The organism is Candidatus Omnitrophota bacterium (assembly GCA_040755155.1).
Taxonomy (GTDB): Bacteria; Hinthialibacterota; Hinthialibacteria; order Hinthialibacterales; family Hinthialibacteraceae; genus JBFMBP01.
The window spans coordinates 15,455-31,750 of sequence record JBFMBP010000104.1; the positions used below are offsets into that span (position 1 = coordinate 15,455).

General features: G+C 53.7%; 12 protein-coding genes. 9 read left to right on the forward strand and 3 right to left on the reverse strand.

Annotated elements, in window-relative coordinates; genetic code table 11:
* Positions 1 to 1,341 (reverse strand): sigma 54-interacting transcriptional regulator, encoded by a 1,341-nt coding sequence (locus AB1656_15830; GenBank protein MEW6236852.1) that lies wholly within the window; start codon positions 1,339 to 1,341, stop codon positions 1 to 3.
* Between the two features lie 386 nt (positions 1,342 to 1,727).
* Between AB1656_15830 and AB1656_15835 the strand changes: the two genes are divergently transcribed.
* The 5 genes from AB1656_15835 (at position 1,728) to nrfD (ending at position 7,899) form a co-directional block, all read left to right on the forward strand.
* Positions 1,728 to 2,729 (forward strand): DUF1847 domain-containing protein, encoded by a 1,002-nt coding sequence (locus tag AB1656_15835; protein MEW6236853.1) that lies wholly within the window; start codon positions 1,728 to 1,730, stop codon positions 2,727 to 2,729.
* 264 nt (positions 2,730 to 2,993) lie between these two features.
* Complete coding sequence (locus AB1656_15840) at positions 2,994 to 4,451, forward strand: (Fe-S)-binding protein (protein ID MEW6236854.1); 1,458 nt, start codon at positions 2,994 to 2,996, stop codon at positions 4,449 to 4,451.
* Between the two features lie 121 nt (positions 4,452 to 4,572).
* Positions 4,573 to 5,274 (forward strand): hypothetical protein, encoded by a 702-nt coding sequence (locus AB1656_15845; protein MEW6236855.1) that lies wholly within the window; start codon positions 4,573 to 4,575, stop codon positions 5,272 to 5,274.
* The gene (locus AB1656_15850; protein MEW6236856.1) at positions 5,271 to 6,050 is read left to right on the forward strand and encodes a 4Fe-4S dicluster domain-containing protein; all 780 of its coding nucleotides are present in this window, start codon (positions 5,271 to 5,273) and stop codon (positions 6,048 to 6,050) included. The genes AB1656_15845 and AB1656_15850 overlap by 4 nt, the downstream gene beginning before the upstream one ends.
* Positions 6,043 to 7,899 carry an NrfD/PsrC family molybdoenzyme membrane anchor subunit gene (nrfD, locus tag AB1656_15855; GenBank protein ID MEW6236857.1) on the forward strand — a complete coding sequence of 619 codons (1,857 nt, stop codon included), beginning with the start codon at positions 6,043 to 6,045 and terminating at the stop codon, positions 7,897 to 7,899. The genes AB1656_15850 and nrfD overlap by 8 nt, the downstream gene beginning before the upstream one ends.
* 320 nt (positions 7,900 to 8,219) lie before the next feature.
* Here nrfD and bla read toward each other — a convergent pair whose 3' ends face one another.
* Together bla and AB1656_15865 are read right to left on the reverse strand one after the other, a co-directional pair.
* Positions 8,220 to 9,113 carry a subclass B3 metallo-beta-lactamase gene (gene bla / locus AB1656_15860; protein ID MEW6236858.1) on the reverse strand — a complete coding sequence of 298 codons (894 nt, stop codon included), beginning with the start codon at positions 9,111 to 9,113 and terminating at the stop codon, positions 8,220 to 8,222.
* Positions 9,114 to 9,219: 106 nt separating this feature from the next.
* Complete coding sequence (locus AB1656_15865; GenBank protein ID MEW6236859.1) at positions 9,220 to 9,420, reverse strand: hypothetical protein; 201 nt, start codon at positions 9,418 to 9,420, stop codon at positions 9,220 to 9,222.
* Positions 9,421 to 9,574: 154 nt separating this feature from the next.
* Between AB1656_15865 and AB1656_15870 the strand changes: the two genes are divergently transcribed.
* The 4 genes from AB1656_15870 to AB1656_15885 are packed head-to-tail and all read left to right on the forward strand — an operon-like array spanning position 9,575 to position 16,260.
* Complete coding sequence (locus AB1656_15870) at positions 9,575 to 11,089, forward strand: hypothetical protein (protein MEW6236860.1); 1,515 nt, start codon at positions 9,575 to 9,577, stop codon at positions 11,087 to 11,089.
* A gap of 18 nt (positions 11,090 to 11,107) precedes the next feature.
* Positions 11,108 to 12,844 (forward strand): hypothetical protein, encoded by a 1,737-nt coding sequence (locus AB1656_15875; GenBank protein MEW6236861.1) that lies wholly within the window; start codon positions 11,108 to 11,110, stop codon positions 12,842 to 12,844.
* Entirely contained in the window at positions 12,837 to 13,232 is a 396-nt protein-coding gene (locus AB1656_15880; GenBank protein ID MEW6236862.1) for a hypothetical protein, read from the forward strand. Before AB1656_15875 ends, AB1656_15880 begins: the two co-directional genes overlap by 8 nt.
* Before the next feature lie 13 nt (positions 13,233 to 13,245).
* Positions 13,246 to 16,260 carry a tubulin-like doman-containing protein gene (locus tag AB1656_15885; protein MEW6236863.1) on the forward strand — a complete coding sequence of 1,005 codons (3,015 nt, stop codon included), beginning with the start codon at positions 13,246 to 13,248 and terminating at the stop codon, positions 16,258 to 16,260.
* The last annotated feature ends 36 nt before the right edge of the window (positions 16,261 to 16,296 follow it).

Sequence of the window (16,296 nt, forward strand, 5' to 3'; positions counted from 1 at the left end):
TTAGACAATTCCGTGCTTTTTTAACTTCCGCCACAGCGTAGTACGGTGGATTCCCAGTTTTTGCGCCGCCAGGATTTTGTTTCCTTCGCATTCCTTGAGGGTTTGCGCTAAGATGCGGTTTTCGGCCTGGTCCAAAAAATTGCGTTCTCCGGCATTGCCAATCTCCTGCTCCGGCGCGTTTTCCTGCATATAGCGGGGCAGGTGGCGCAGTTCGATGCTCTCGCCTTTGCATAAGACGAAAGCGTGCTCGATCATATTCTCCAATTCCCGCACATTGCCGGGAAAATCGTAAGCCTGGATCCGTTCCAAGACCTCATCGCTCAATCCTTGGATGTTCTTGCCCGTCTTGATGCGCAACTGCTGGATGAAATGATCCGCCAGGATGGGAACGTCCTCCCGCCGCCGCGCCAAGGGAGGAAGATCGATGGCGATGACGTTCATGCGGTAATACAAGTCTTCCCGAAACGCGCCCCGCTTCACCATCTCTTTCAGCGATTGGTTGCTGGAAGCGATGACGCGAACATCGATGGAGAGCGTTTTTGTGGAGCCAAGCGGCTGAATCTCCCCCTCCTGCAAAGCGCGCAGCAGTTTGGCTTGCAAGGGAAACGGCATATCGCCGATTTCGTCCAAGAGGATCGTTCCTCCGTCCGCCAATAGAAAGCGCCCCGGCTTATCGCGCCGCGCATCGGTAAACGCGCCCTGGACATAACCGAACAGTTCCGATTCCAGCAGCGTCGAAGGCAAGGCGGCGCAATTTACGCGGATGTAGGGCTTCTTCTTGCGGGGGCTGAGGTTGTGCAGCGCCCGGGCGATCAGTTCCTTGCCCGATCCGCTGGGACCTTGGATGAGTACGCTGCATTCCGATTGCGCTACGTCGGGCAAGAGTTCGAAAATATCGTGCATCTCCCGGTTGCGGCTCACCAGGTTTTCGAAGGATCGGCTGCCCGCCATGCGTTGGCGCAATTCTTCGATGGAGGAGAGATCGCGGAAAATTTCCACCGCCCCAGTGATGCCTTGCTGGCGGTCGCGCAGAATGGCGGTGCTGACACTGATGGGTTTAGTGATTCCCTCCCGCGTCAAAATATTCACCCGAACATTGTTGATCGGAATGCCCCGCGTCAGCGTATTGCGCAACGCGCATTGCTTATGGCAATGGTCGCTGCGAAAGATATCGAAGCAAAACTGCCCGATGGCTTGCAAGCGGCTGAAGCCGGTGATCTCTTCCGCCGCTCGGTTGAAGGAGGTAATTTTGCATTGAAGGTTGGTGGAGAACACTCCTTCCGAGATGCTTTCGAAAATCAATTCGCTCAATTCGGGCGCTGTTTGTAAAGAAAGTTTCATGAATCGTCCGCCTTTGGCCGCATGAATTTAGATAAAAGCAAGGCTAAATATTATTATATTCTAATGTTGCATAACTGCAACTGATGCGCAACACGTTTCGCATCCGCAACGCCTTTTATCCTTATCATGATCCAAATTCATTCATTATTATGAGATATCCAATTCACTTATCCTTGTTTTCCATTCTAAAAAACCACCTAGAAATTGTATTATATTTTTTATATTAACTTTGTTATAATCAAATAATTAGAATTGTGAATCCATCTCATCGATTTCTACTCCCCATCTTGCTCCAATCTCCTAAATTCTCATCGAATTCCCATTTCGGACATTCTCCCCCACAACGGCACAAACTTTGCCCTAAGATTCTGACAAGGAAGAAGATTATGGGGCGTTTAGTCGGCATACCTCTGTTTGGCGATCGCGTTGCGCCGCGATGCAATTGCGCCGAGAATTATCTCTTGGCGCAAATCGAAAATAGGGCTATCGCCACCAAGGAAACCATTCATCTCCGTTGCCAAGACGAATGGGACCTCGTCGATGAATTGATCGGCTTGGGCATCGAAATTTTCGTCTGCGGCGGCATCGAACGCGAGTATCAACGCCGCTTCGAAGCCAAAGGCGTCCGCGTTATCGGCAATGTAGCGGGCGAGGCGAACGAGGCGCTCGCCGCTTTGGCGGAGAATCGCCTTGAATCCTGGTTTGGATATAAATCCATTGAGACTTCATCTCCCAACGTAGAACCAGCTTCCAGACCCATAGAAATAATAAGCGCGCCCCCGGCGGATCAAAATCCTCCAGCTCCCTGCTTGGTCAATTGTTTGCAATGCGACGAACGCACCTGCCAAATGGGTCAAGGATGCGTGGCCGTCTCCGATTCGGTTTTTAGCGGCCAAGGCGGCGCCGTTTCCGGCAGTTCCTACTCTTTCTATCTGACCAGCCTCGCCGGAGCGCCCATCTCGCGCATGGAAGATTTGGGCGCTTATTGCAAAATGCTCCAATGCAAGCGGCTGGGAGTCGTATTCTGCGCCGCCGTCTTCGCGGAAGCCGAATGGATTTTTAAACGGCTGGAGGAAGACATCCGCATCCTGCCGTTATGCTGCCAATTCGGCTGCCGCCGGGAAGAAAACCGGCAAACGGCGGATCGCCCCCTCTGCGATCCCGGCAGTTTGGTTTCCATCCTCAACGATGCCGGATGCGATCTAGTCGTTTCGCTGGGGCCGTGCGCCGAATTCAACGCCGCCCTGGATCAAGCCAGCCGGGCGCCCGTCGTCTCCGCCATCGGAAAGGACATCCGCGCTGGAGGCAATCTCTTCCCCGCCGCCGCCCGCTGTGAGGAACGCTCGGATTGGCGGAAGAAATATTGTCTTACTTTAAATGATGAGTGATGAGCCGCCTAACCGAGAAAAAGTCGCTTGGCGAAAGCAGGAAGAAAAGTAGGATGGGTCGCGTTTTTTGACTCATCGATATTTTAATTAGTAATTGATGGGTCAAACGACGTGACCCATCCTACGGTATTAAGCGTTTTCTAAGGAGTGATGAATACCCTAACGAAGGAAAAAATTGTGGTGAGTGCGGATTATAAAAAAATTATTTCTTTCATCACTCATCACTCATCATGCATCATTTAAAAAGTGATGGAGGTTATCCGAATGGCCAATCCAGCCGCAGCCGCAGCGCCGGAACAATCCGCCAAGGCGAAAAAATATCCCTACTACATCGAAAAACCGTTGGAAGAAGGGCGGGTGAAGCAATTCCTCGACATCTTCGCCGCCATCCTGCGCCATAGCAATTATAAACCCCTGCTCGACATCTACAGCCGCGTCGTTACCCGATGCGCGCGCTGCGCCGGGGGCTGCCAGATTTACCAGGCTACCGGCGATCCCGAAGACATTCCCTGCTATCGCTCCAACCTGCTGCTTGGCGTGTACCGCCGCCATTTCACTCTCGGCGGCTGGCTGCGCGGGCGCATCCTCGGCGATCCCGGCTTGCAGGAATCGACGATCGACGAGATGCTCGACGCTTTTTACCATTGCACCGGATGCCGCCGTTGCAATCTCGAATGCCCGATGGGACTCGATCACGGACTGGTGATGCGCCTCGCCCGCAATATCCTCAGCGAGATGGGCATCGTTCCCAAAGCGCTGCTGGTCAGCGTCCGCGAACAGTTGCAAGGCAAAACCGCCAACACTTCCGCCATTCCCGCTCCCGCCATGATGGACACTTGCGAGTTTCTGGAAGAAGAACTCGCAGATTTGACGGGGCAAAAAATCCATTTTCCAATCGATAGAGAAGACGTGGAGTACGTCTTTTTCCCCGCCGTCAGCGATTACCTCTTGGAACCCGACACTCTCATGGGCAACGCCGCCGTCCTCTACGCCGCCGGAGATCAAGACAATTGGACGATCGGAACCAAGTACTTCGACGGCATCAACTACGGCCTCTTCTACAACGACGCCATTCTCGGCCGCATCGTGGAAAAGGAGATCGCCGAAGTCCGCCGTCTTCGCGGCAAGAAAATCCTCATCGGCGAATGCGGTCATGCTTCCCGTTCTGCCAAAGCCTTCGTTCCTACCTTCAACGGCGGCGAAGCGATTCCCGTCGTCAGCATTCAGGAATACACGTTCAACGCTTTGGAACAAGGCAAAATCACGCTCGATCCCAACGCCGTCACGGAAACGGTTACCTATCACGATCCCTGCAATCTCGCCCGTTCCGGCTGGATCGTGGAACAGCCGCGCAAGATTCTGAAATCCTTCGTCAAAAATTTCGTCGAAATGGAACCTCACGGCGCAGAGAATTATTGCTGCGGCGGCGGCGGCGGCACTGTATCGCTCGACGAAGTCCACGACTACCGCATGAAAGTCGTAGGCAAGATCAAAGCGGAACAGATGCGCGCCACAGGAGCGGAAATCATTGTCGCCCCTTGCGCCAATTGCAAGAAACAATTGAAGGAACTGGTGGATTACTACAAAATCCCCGCCACGGTCGTAGGGCTGCACGACCTGATCTTGCGCGCCATCCGCTTCCCGGAAAAAAACGGCGCGGCGACGAGCGAGGAGACATACGAGGCTGGGGAAATAAAAGAAAATTCCCCTGTTTCCGTTTAACATACATCACTCTTTCTTTGGAATAATTGAAGGGTGGCATGGGCAAGGTTTTTTCTGCCCTTGAAACAATGAAATTGGACGAAGAAATAAATATACATCATGAGGAAGAGGTAAATAAAACATGCACGATATGCTGCAATTCGCTCGCGGACCGCTCTTCCGCCTGGCATTCCTCGTTATGGCGTTGGGGCTGCTGCGCCTTGTGATACTCGCGTTATGGGGAATCGGCCAAATGATTTACCGCGCTAGAGACCACAATAATCCTTATTCCAAAATCGTCAAAACCACGCTGACCTGGTTGATCCCGATTCAACGTTTGCATCGCATCCGCCCTTGGCTGAGTTATTCCTCATTTCTTTTTCATATGGGATTAATCGTTACGCCCATATTTCTGCTCGATCATATCCATCTTTGGCGGGCGTCCATCGGCATAAGTTGGCCTGGCATCCCTAAAACAGCCGCCGACGCGCTGACGCTGCTGGTTCTCGCCGCCGGGATTTTGCTTATCGGCATCAGAATCTTCAATCCCTACACGCGCCGGGTCAGCGGCTTTATGGATTATTTTCTAGTACTGCTGATTCTCTTCATCTTCTCAACGGGATTCATTGCCTCGCGTCCCTATAATCCCATTCCCTACGAGACATCGATGCTAATCCATGTACTCTCGGCGGATTTGATTCTTCTTCTCGCCCCCTTCACGAAGATCGCCCATTGCGTTCTCTTCCCGCTGGTCCGGATGACCTCCGAACTCGCCTGGAAATTCCCCCCCGAGGCAGGCAAGGACGCAGCCATCCAGGTTCATGGGGAGGTGAAACCGATATGAAAGGCATGTTAACCGACGTTACCAAGTGCATCGGCTGCGGCCAATGCGTTAAAGGCTGCACCGAAGCCAATCGTCTGCAGGAACAACCATCGAAGTTGTACCACAGCCGCGATGGACTCTCCGGCCAGCGCTTCACAACTGTAATTCATATCAAGAAAGACGGCGAAGACCGTTATGTGCGCAAGCATTGCCGCCATTGCATCGAGCCGGCCTGCGCATCCGCCTGCATCGTCGGCGCCCTGCAAAAAACACCCGAAGGCGCCGTCATCTACGACGACGGCATGTGCATCGGGTGCCGTTATTGCATGATGGCCTGCCCCTTCGGCATTCCCAAATACGAATGGGCCAGCGCCGTGCCCTATGTTCGCAAATGCACTCTTTGCTATGAACGCTTCCGGGAAGGAACAATTCCCGCCTGCGTCGAAGCCTGCCCCGAACAGGCTACGATCTTCGGCGACCGCGACGAGTTGATCGCCGCCGCCCAACAGCTCATCAAGGACAATCCCGGCAAATACATCGACCGCGTTTACGGGGAAAAGGAAATCGGCGGAACCGCCGTAATGTATATCTCCGACGCGCCCCTCGATTTTCTCGCCTGGAAACCCAATCTGGACGAGCGCCCGCTGCCCCGCTACACCTGGGCGGCGCTGAGCAAGGTTCCCGGCATCGCCTTTGGCGTAGCGGCCGGCATGACCGGCCTTTATTGGATTATTGAACGACGCATGAAATTATCCGGCGGCGAACCGTCGCCAACGGCGGAGGGCCATCATGAATAAGCGAATCGTCATCAAATCTATCTTGTGGGCTTTCGTCTCCGCCGGATTGGTTCTCGCCGTTGCGCGCTTCTTTTTAGGATTGGGCGCGACGACGGCGCTGTCGGACGATGCGCCTTGGGGATTGTGGATCGCCTTCGACGTGATGGGCGGCGTCGCCCTGGCGGCGGGCGGCTTCGTGATCGCGGCGACTGTCTACATATTTCATTTGGAAAAATACCGACCCATCTTGCGCCCCGCCGTTCTCACCGCCTTTTTGGGCTATGTCGCCGTCGTGGTGGGATTGCAATTCGACCTGGGTCTGCCCTGGCGCATCTGGCACGCCATGATCTACTGGCAGCATCATTCCGTCCTCTTCGAGGTTGCCTGGTGCGTGATGCTCTATCTCACCGTGCTGGCGTTGGAATTCGCCCCCGTGGCTTTAGAGCATCCCTTCTTGCAATGGCCTATTCTCCAGCGCATCCACAAGCTGCTTAAGTTTCTGACCATCCCTCTGGTCATCGCCGGGATTATGCTTTCCACCCTGCATCAATCCTCATTGGGTTCGCTCTTTTTGATTATGCCTTATCGCCTGCATCCGCTATGGTATACCCCCATCATCCCTGCATTGTTCTTCGTTTCCGCCATCGGTTTGGGATTGATGATGGTAACGCTGGAAGCCTTCGTCTCCTCCTGGCTTTTCGATCACAAGCCCAAGATCGAGTTGCTTTCCGGCCTGGGACGCGCCGCTTCTGTGGTTCTCTTTCTATATATATTGGTACGCTTCACGGATTTGACTGTACGCGGACAGTTGGGATTCCTCGCTGAAGGCTCCTGGCAAAGCCTGCTTTTCTTCTTTGAAAACGCCGTCAGCGCTTTGATTCCCGCTATTTTACTTTCCAATAAAAAATGGCGCAGCCGCCCCGATATTCTCCTCTCATGCGCCATCATGGTTGTATTCGGCATGGTCTTGAACCGGCTGGATGTCGGCATCGCCGCTATCCAAAAATCCCCCGGCTACGCTTATTTCCCCACTTGGATGGAGATTGGAACCAGCCTCTCCATCGTCGCCGCCGCCGCTCTGGCCTATATCTTCTGCGCCGAGAATTTCCGTCTTTTCATTGACGAAAAACACGAAGAAAAATCTCCCGAAGCGCTGCGTTACGAAAAGCCCCAATTCGACGTTCCCTCCCAAGCTTGGCTGGGAGACGCCTTCGCCCGCAATTTCAGCGTCTTCTCTATCGTCGCCGTTTTGACCATCGCCTTCACCGCCGCCATCCTTCCTTCCCGCGCCCTGTCGCGCTATGAAGCGAAAGATGTTCCCGTCCAAGCGGCTCAAGGCTGGGATATTCTCAAAATCGATGGTAATCGCACCGGCGAATATGTTTTATTCGATCATAAAGATCATATCGCTCGCCTGCAGGTAACCTACGGCGAACGGGAAGGCTGCATCAAATGCCATCACGCCCGGCTGCCCAAAGACGGCCCTGGCCGTTGCGGCGTTTGCCATTCCGATATGTACAAGCCCAAATCCAACTTCGATCACGCCTATCATCAAAGTATATTGCTGGGGAATAAATCCTGCGCCCAATGCCACCCCGAAGGAATCTCCAAGTCGAAAGAGACGGCCAAAGTCTGCTCCGAATGCCATCGCGCTATGTTCGAACACATCGATGTCAAAGAGCCGGATTATTATATAGCGCGAGGGTACGTAGACGCCATGCACGACCTCTGCATCCCCTGCCATACGGAACAAAGCAAGATACTAGGCAGAAAGAAGCTAGCCCAATGCGCTGCCTGCCACGCCAATCCCCCCGGACCGGCGGGTGCGGCGCTGAATATAGAAAATGCGGATGAATTGCCGCGAAAGTAACTTTGAATTTTATTGAACTTTAAGAAAAGCGGGCGAAAAGCAAATATTCGCCCGCCTTTTTGTTAATATCGCATTTTGTCAAGGCGGGGCGGCAGGGCAAGGCCTCAGCCTGCCCTTGATGGATCGATCCAAGGTAGACTTCGTCTTGCCTTCCCGCCCCGGCGCCCCGTCGTCATCCCAGCCTTAAAAGGCTGGGCTATTTTTAAATGCCCCTTTAAAGGGGCAAATGACACTAGCCCGCCGTTTCAACGGCGGGGCGGTAGGTCTTTTCTTCCTGCAATCGTCGAGAGCCTATCTTTGGTAGGGGGGATCATCACTCATCATTCTTCTTTCCGTTCTTTCTCCAATTGCTCCCGGAATTTCTTCTCCGCCCGATCAATGGCGTCACGATAGCCTTGAGGATCGATGAAGGGATTCGTTTTTTCTCCCTTTTCCAAGCGCTCTCTTTTTTCTTTAAATGAAAACTCAAACCCATGCTGCGCCAGATATACGTCGCAGGGCAGCGTTTTTAAGAATTTGAACGTATACTCGAAATCCGCGGCGTTATCGGGATATTTCGGATTATCACGGAATTTATAACCGGGACAGGAGATGCTGCTCATGAAAACGACATCGTAGGTTTTGTCCCCTTCTTTCGCCTTCATCGTCCACGTCAGGCATCCCTTCGTATGGCCTGGCGTTAAATAGGCGGTCAATAAAGATTCTCCCAACTTGACTTGTTCTTTGTCGCGTACAATGCCGTCGGCTTTGACCGAGGGGAAAGGATATTGATCGCCGAATTGGGGATCGCCCTTGCCGCCATTGGCCAAAAGAACGGCGTCCGCTTCGGAAGAGAATAGTATCGCCCTCGTCCATTTCTTCAACTCAACGAGTCCACCGGCATGATCGACATGGGCATGGACGCACAGTAAGATTTTCACGTTCTCCAATGTGAATCCCAGTTTTTTTATATTGTCCTTGATAATCGGCGCCGTTTCCGGGAAACCGCCGTCTAAGACGATAAGTCCGTCGGATGTTGCAATCAGAAATGACGAAACATTTTCGGCGCCGACGTAATAGATATTGCCGATAATGCGAAAAGGTTCGATAGGCCGATTCCAAGAGCGAAACATCGGATCGGATTGAGCGTTTAACGATAGGGGCGCAAAAGACAAGAAAATCGCCGAAATGAAGAAAAAAACTCGAAAACGGAGCGAGAGGGAAGCACGCATCATAGGGATGGTTCCTTTTCTAATTTTGTCTGAGCCTCTTGCAAAACTCTATAATTCCTCCCCCAAACATGGGGGAGGTTAGGAGGCAATGTCATTAAGTCTCATAAAATCAACCCCCCTCTAACTCCCCCCAAGCTTGGGGGGAGAATTTAAAAGCGGATTTTATTAATTTTGCAAGAGCCTCATCTGAATCCGGATTTTTAGGATGAAAGGATGGCCAGGATGTTTTATCTCGTAAATCCAGAAAATCATGGCCATCCCGTTTCTGACAATGCAATGATGACCAGTTTTTTTTCTCCTGTAAATCCATAAAATCTCCGGCCTTCCAGATTCTGACGCTTTAAATTGAAACGTTTGGGGGGTGGTATTCGTATTAAGAGTAAAACATTGACAAACCGATTTCCTAGGAGAAAAATTTCGGTTACGGCGCATTTTTTGACTAATGGAAAGCAAGGCGGCCTTCTATGGGGGTAAAAACGGAGTGTTGTTACGCCGATTGCGGCGATAGCGATCGGCTATTGGAGCGGCCGGACGGCGTACAGGCAGGGAATATTATGCCTTGCGGATGCGGGAAAAACCGGTTAGTTCAATGGCGAGAGAGCGATGGAGAACTGCTCCCAGCCATTCCCGGACAACGCTTCGACGCCATCAGCGGAAAAAGGCTCGGCGCCGAAACCCCGCGCCTAGCTCAATTCCAAGGCGAAGCGCGAGGCGGCGCAGGCTTATGGGACAGCCGCCCAGCGATGGCTCCCACCGCCGATTTTGTCCCATCTCCCTTCCCTGCTCCCAATTATCCTTCCTATCGCATCAACCGCGTCCCGTCTCCCATCGCGGCGGGCGGGCATCTGATTCACCGCAGTTTAACGGCGGACCGTTGGTATTTCTGGTCGTTGGCAATGGGGAATATGGAATTGGAGATTGTGGGAGGCGAGGAGTTGGGACTCTCCGCCGCGCCCATCGGGGACGAATGCGGAGTCGCCTTTTTAGCGAATGCGGAACAATTGCATTATTACCGGCTGCTGCCGGAATTGGATCCTAACCCCGAAATCGTCGTCCTTCCCAGCCCCGCATGTCCCAACGGTGCGCCCTTGGCCGCCGTCCGCAGCCAGAAAAGCGCCAACGAGCATGAAATCCAGCGCATTTTCATCGCTTCCGAAGCGGGATTGTTAAGCATCGACGGCAATCAACGCACCGCGCCAGGCCTGCCCGCCCGCGCGGAAGAATGGGGGCGATGGCAAGGGGACGCGCGCGGCTTTTGGACGCCGGTTTTTTTCGCCAACCGCAATGGCAACGGCCGCCATGCTGTGATCGCAACCCATACCGGCGGTTGGGCTTATATCTATTGGCTTGACGAGAACTTGAACTTGGCGGGAGAGGATCGCGTCCGTTTTGCAGAAGGCGAAGGCGTACGGCTGCTGGCGCCCGCTGTCACGGCGGATGGGCTGTGGCTGGCCGACTTGGGCCAAGAAACGCCGCGCATCGCGCTGATTGAAACCAGCGCCGAACTATTGCAACCGCCCTCCTGGCATAAAGTTCCTTGGCTTTCTCAATGCTTCGATGACGATTGGGAAGCCTGGGCGTGGACGCCGATCGCGGCGGGAAAGGGAATCGCCAAGACGAAAGGCTTAAACTCATACTTTCCAGTCAAGGTTGTCTATATTGGAACCACGGGGATGGTCATTATCGATAAAAACCGCTTGAACCTGGATCGCATCAACGTTCATTCCATCCTAAAGCCAGTGAAATATCCTCAAGGATTCAAAACCTGTCCCGCCTTGGTTCTCGCGCAAGGAGACAAGCTGTTTATGACCGACGCCGGAACAGGACGCATGGCGGTTTATCGCATGAACGGCAAACGCTGGATCGAATATGAAGTACTAAATCCGTCCATCTTGAGAGATTTGGCGGGAGGGCCGATCTGGATGGGAGACGATTTGATATGGCCAACCTATCACGGTTTGCATAGATTGAAGATTTGACCGTCAAAGGCGGGGATCATGAACCAACGAATTTTATTGGGATTATTTCAAATCCGGTTTATTTATTTGCTTATCGGCTCTATCTTGCCGCTAAGCTTCTCATTGGAAGGAATCGCCAAAGCAGACGCTTATTCCCGCCGGGTCATCGTGCTTTGGGACTGCTCGCAAAGCATGGTGAAGCGGCTGGATCAAGAGAGTTCGCCGCCGCAAACGGTATGGATGGCCGCCGACGAGGAACTGCTTCGCGTGCGTAATTATGTAGCGGATATTTTGTTTCATGGATTGAAGCCGCCGCTCGACTCGCGCGACGCCGTGGATTGGTTTGCGCAACCCAATCAATACATCGAAGCCCTGGCGGGGCCGGACGCCCTGCTCTCCGTTTATCTATTTAACCATCAGCGCGAACGCAGCGCTCTAAAGTCCCTGCAATTGGAACCGGCAACGGATCGAGAAAAAGCCGTCATCGATTTTCTTCCCCGTCCTGACCATAACGAAGCGCTCTATCAAGGGCTGCATACCAACCTGATGCAGCCGTTCATCGACGCTATCGAGGATGCGCAAGCGCTGCCGTTCATGGCGCCGCATACGGACGACGTCTACGTGATCCTGGTCACGGATGAAGAATTGGATCCTTCGGATCCGAAGACGAACGACGTCTACCATCAACGATTTCAAAATATGAAGAAGCGGCGGCAGGATTTATTCACGCTGACGGTTTTCTGCACGCCCAGCCGCGCGAATTGGTACCATCGTATATTGATAAAAACCTATCGGATTTGGGAAAAAGCCGTTCCCACGCCAACGCCGCCAGGACCTTCGCCTACTCCGCAACCCACCCAAACGCCGACGCCAATACCGCCGACATCGACGCCGACGCCCGTCAAACCAACAAATACGCCAACGCCGTATACGCTGGCCGTTGCGGCGGCGGAAGACGCAACGCTGCGCCTTCGCGGAGAAAAAATCGTTTCCTCTCCCCTCGGCGTCAGCGTCCTGAACAATCCTGCGCTGAAGGCTCCCTTGCCGAATATTCAATCCCAGCTGCTGGATGCTCAGGGACGGCCGATCTCCGAGGGAAGGATGGAATTCGGAAGAGCGTCCACGCTGCCCGCTTCGGGCGAATTGGTCTATAACGCCATAAAAGGAAAAGAATGGCCGGAGAAAGCGAATTTCATCCTTGCGGATAAAAACGGCGTTCGCGGCATCGAGCCGGAAGCCATCGCCGCACGATTGCGATCCGGCGATATTTCCAACTTGATTCTCTTTCTTCTGTTAGGAGCGGGAGCGATCGGCTTCGTTTTATTCGTCTTGAAAATGCGGATGAGTCTGCCGCAGAAGATTCGAGCGCAATTTACGCTAAAATCGGACTCAGGAGAAATCCATAAACCTATTACCCTGACAATAAAAGCGGAGGAACCTTTCGTCATCGGCGAGGACATTGCCTTCCCCGGCGTAAATTGCCGTCCCTTGACGGCGGTCTATACGCGAGGATTCTTGTCCGGCGCGCTAACGATCGCGGATGAAGACGCCCTAGCCCTCTCTGAGGAAGCGGATGAGGAAATAGCGCAAGCCATCGATGAAGCGCCGCCGGAGAAATGGTCGATATCCGTCCGGCCTGGACGGACAGAGCGCCAAACGATTCAATTGAGCCAAATGGAGCCGGGAACAAGGACATGGAATGTACTAGTGGAAATCAAATCCGAAGAACCGCCGATCGGCGCCGAAGAGAAAAATACGGAAGAACGCTTTGAATGAAGCGAAGGGGGAAAAAATGGAAGATATTCTCAATCGGATTCATTGGACTAGCGCGCTGGCATGGATGCTCGGAGGATTCGCCGCCGCTTTCCTTTTGCTGGAATTAATCCTGCCGCGCGGGCGTCCGGGAAGGAAGGGAACGCCGGAATCGCGCATTTATCTATGGACGATCGCCGTTATTGGCCTGCATATCGCCGCCGGTCTCATCGCGGGCGGCATGGAATACGCCCGCTGGTACGAAGGCCGAGGCCCGATGGAGCGCTTTTGGGATTGGTGGCCGACGGGATCGATCTATGTATGTTTCCTGTTGGTTGACTTGATCCTGCTGCAACTCGTTTTTATGCCAGCCTACCGCCGATACCGCACGCCCGCGGAGCGGCCAAGATAAGGAGAATGCGGCCATGGTGATGCCAACGGTCTTTATTGGAATCGGCACTTCGGGGACGGAGATCATTCAAGGCGTGCGGCGGCTGCTTTACGAAGAATACGGCAAGCCCGGCCTGCCCTGCATCCGCTTCGTCAGCATGGAAACGCTTACGAACCAGCCATCCTCCGCCATGGAAGTCTATGTGCGGGACGAGGACAAAGCCTGGCAGCGGCTGCAAATTCTCCCTCTTTCGGTAACTTGGGAGCGGTTGAAGCAATTGCGAAACAAGTTGGATCCGGGTAATCCGGAATATCATCCCGGCTGGGCGGAATGGATCGATCCCTCCGTCACGGCGGGAGCGGCATTCACCACAGGCGCCAAGGGCTGGCGCATGGCGGGGCGGTTTTGTTTATGGGCCAATTGGAACGCCGTCTATAGCGGACTGATCGAAGCGTTTCAAAGCGTCATTCAGGGACGAGACGAATCCATCGCCCTGCTGGAAAAACATTACGATGCGAAAGGCGCGGCGCGTCCGGAAGGGGATATCGTGGAACCGGCGCTGCGGATTTATATATGCGGCTCGCTGTGCGGCGGAACCTGTTCGGGGACGATGTGGGAAGTAGGCTTTATGGCGCAGGAAGCGCTGGCGGACGCCGCCGTAGGCTTCGATCCCGACATTCACGGAATCTTCACCGTCGTAGACCGCAAGACGGCTAACAGCAAGAAGAAATCGGATGTTGTTTGCTCCATGAACTGTTGGGCTTCGCTGTTGGAATACGACTTCTGGGCCAGTGGGGATCATCCCTATCAAATTTCCCATCCCGCCGACGCCAACAGCCTATTTCCCAACGTGCCCAACGATTTCGGCCCCTTCCAATGCTTCAGCATCGTGTCCACTTCCAACGACAGCGGATTTCAACCCGCCGCCTGGTCAGGACAGGAATACGACCTGGCCCCCTTGCACGCTTCCATCTCCACCAGCCTCTATCTCGATCTGGTGAAGGAGGTGCGGGCGCAAAAGGACGGAGACCGCGCTCAATACGAAATTACGGAAGAGATAGGGAAGAAATCGCCGAATGGGCTGTATTGCCAACGGATTCAATCCTTCGGCCTATCCGGCTTCTATTATCCCAAATTCGCCATCGCTTCGGCGGCGGCCTGCCAATTGGCGAAAGAGTTGGTGGAGCAATGGACCGCCGACGGAAACAAGAATCGCGCCCAGCAATTCGCGCATGACGATTGGAACGAAATCTATCAAACCATCCGCGTTCAACTATTGCAGATATCCGGCATGAATTTTTTGGAATATATGCAAGAGCGGCTGCGCACAGAATTGGAGCCGTTCGAATCGGAGCCTTTACCCGCTTTGTTGTATCATTTAAAAAATAAAACCACGATTCCTATCTTGCCAGGAAAGCCTTTGTTGGCGGAAGCGTTGCAGCCGAAAGAGGCCGTTTACCGCCATTTTCACCAGGAAGCCCATCGCCTCTCCAACCTCCTCATCGCGGAAATCCAAAAGAGAACCGAACGGCGCATCAACGATATCCGCACCGGCGGCTGTACGAATATGGACGAAGCCGTCAAATACTTGGAAGAACTGCCCAAGCGAATGCAGGAGACCATCGCCGGACTGCCCGTTGAAACCGATTTGAAGCTTTTCGCCATTCCCTGGCCTTCGCTGAAGAATCTATCGTTGCGATTCAAAGAGATCGGCCAAGATTGGTGGCTGAAAATCACTTTCTCCTGCAAACCCATTCAAAAATATTACCTGCAAAAAGCCATGCAGGACATTACGGTCAAAGTGCAAGAAACCATCGAGCGAATCGCCGACGCCGTTATGCGCCGCATCTGCGAAGAAGCGATGAAAACGTTAAGCGGCGAAATCGCCGCCGGGGAATTTCAATCTTCCTCCATTTACGACAACGTACGGGAGCAGTTGAACCGTTTGAAAAACCGCGTGGCGCCCGCCCTCAATCGGCGTTGGGAGGATATGACGAAGGAATGGGCCAGCGGCAGCCTGCGCATGGTATCAGCGCGCGATTCCATCGCCAAGGATGCGGAAGCGTTGGTCAACGCCGTCAAAAACCGGCTGCGCAACTCGGACGTCTATCCCAACTTGCTGACGGACGGCGAGCAATCCATCGGCTTCTATCATTTCCTCCGCATGGAGCCGGAAGAGATCGAACAAAAACTCTTGAAGTTCTATCAACCGGAATGCTGGCGGGCGGCGGAATCGGTCAATATCATCCGGCAATTGAATACGGACCGCTTTTCCAAGCAAGCCATATTGGAATTGGCGCGCGGCTCGATTCCCTGGCTGCAATTCGCGGGAGGCGCCGTTCCCAACAAAGGCTGCGACGAGCCGGACATCATCATTGGCCCCAAAGGCTCGGATGCCCGCCTGCAAGAAATCGCAACCAGCCTGCGGACGCTGGACGAAAAGATGCCTTTCTTCCGTCCCGTTACGGGCATCCTCGACAATATGGTCGTCTTCTACGACGAAGCGGCGGCGCTGTCGCTGGAAGATTGGCAATTGGAGCCCATTCTCGACAATCTACTGAAGCACGGCGGGCGGACGGAAGCGAAGGAGAGCGCTCCATCGCCCTACAACAATCACTACACGCATAAACTGGGCGCCTTGCGCTATCATCCCAAGCTGCGGAAGCTGATCGACGATTTGCGCTTTTGGATCGAGGCCGTGGAATTGTTCGCCGAGCATTTGCTGTCGCTGGATTTTCTGCGCGTGGATGCGGAAGCGAATACGATCTATTACCTCTACGTAACGCGCTTTGGAGCGCGCGACAAAATCGACCTGCGCTCCAAAATCGAAATCGCCCAATTCGCCGCCGTGGACGATGGCGAAGCGGCGCTGCAATTTATCGAACGCATCATGTCGGCGCTGGATGATCTGGGATTCGAGAACGTGCGCGATATCGCCAACGAGATTTGGGAACAAGAAGAAGATCGAAACAAACAGAAACGCATCAAAGAAATCGCCGAACGCCTGATCCAAGAATTATTCATGGAAGAGATGCGGCGGCAGAAATAATGCGCATTTGTAGGGTGGGCTCAAAGCGAAGCGTAG

Excerpts from the sequence above, each read along its gene's own strand:
- AB1656_15850 (MEW6236856.1), top strand. The coding sequence starts at position 5,271 with ATGAAAGGCATGTTAACCGACGTTACCAAGTGCATCGGCTGCGGCCAA.
- nrfD (MEW6236857.1), top strand. The coding sequence starts at position 6,043 with ATGAATAAGCGAATCGTCATCAAATCTATCTTGTGGGCTTTCGTCTCC.
- AB1656_15840 (MEW6236854.1), top strand. The coding sequence starts at position 2,994 with ATGGCCAATCCAGCCGCAGCCGCAGCGCCGGAACAATCCGCCAAGGCG.
- bla (MEW6236858.1), bottom strand. The coding sequence starts at position 9,113 with ATGATGCGTGCTTCCCTCTCGCTCCGTTTTCGAGTTTTTTTCTTCATT.
- AB1656_15875 (MEW6236861.1), top strand. The coding sequence starts at position 11,108 with ATGAACCAACGAATTTTATTGGGATTATTTCAAATCCGGTTTATTTAT.
- AB1656_15835 (MEW6236853.1), top strand. The coding sequence starts at position 1,728 with ATGGGGCGTTTAGTCGGCATACCTCTGTTTGGCGATCGCGTTGCGCCG.
- AB1656_15865 (MEW6236859.1), bottom strand. The coding sequence starts at position 9,420 with ATGGATTTACAGGAGAAAAAAAACTGGTCATCATTGCATTGTCAGAAA.
- AB1656_15870 (MEW6236860.1), top strand. The coding sequence starts at position 9,575 with ATGGGGGTAAAAACGGAGTGTTGTTACGCCGATTGCGGCGATAGCGAT.
- AB1656_15830 (MEW6236852.1), bottom strand. The coding sequence starts at position 1,341 with ATGAAACTTTCTTTACAAACAGCGCCCGAATTGAGCGAATTGATTTTC.
- AB1656_15845 (MEW6236855.1), top strand. The coding sequence starts at position 4,573 with ATGCACGATATGCTGCAATTCGCTCGCGGACCGCTCTTCCGCCTGGCA.
- AB1656_15885 (MEW6236863.1), top strand. The coding sequence starts at position 13,246 with ATGGTGATGCCAACGGTCTTTATTGGAATCGGCACTTCGGGGACGGAG.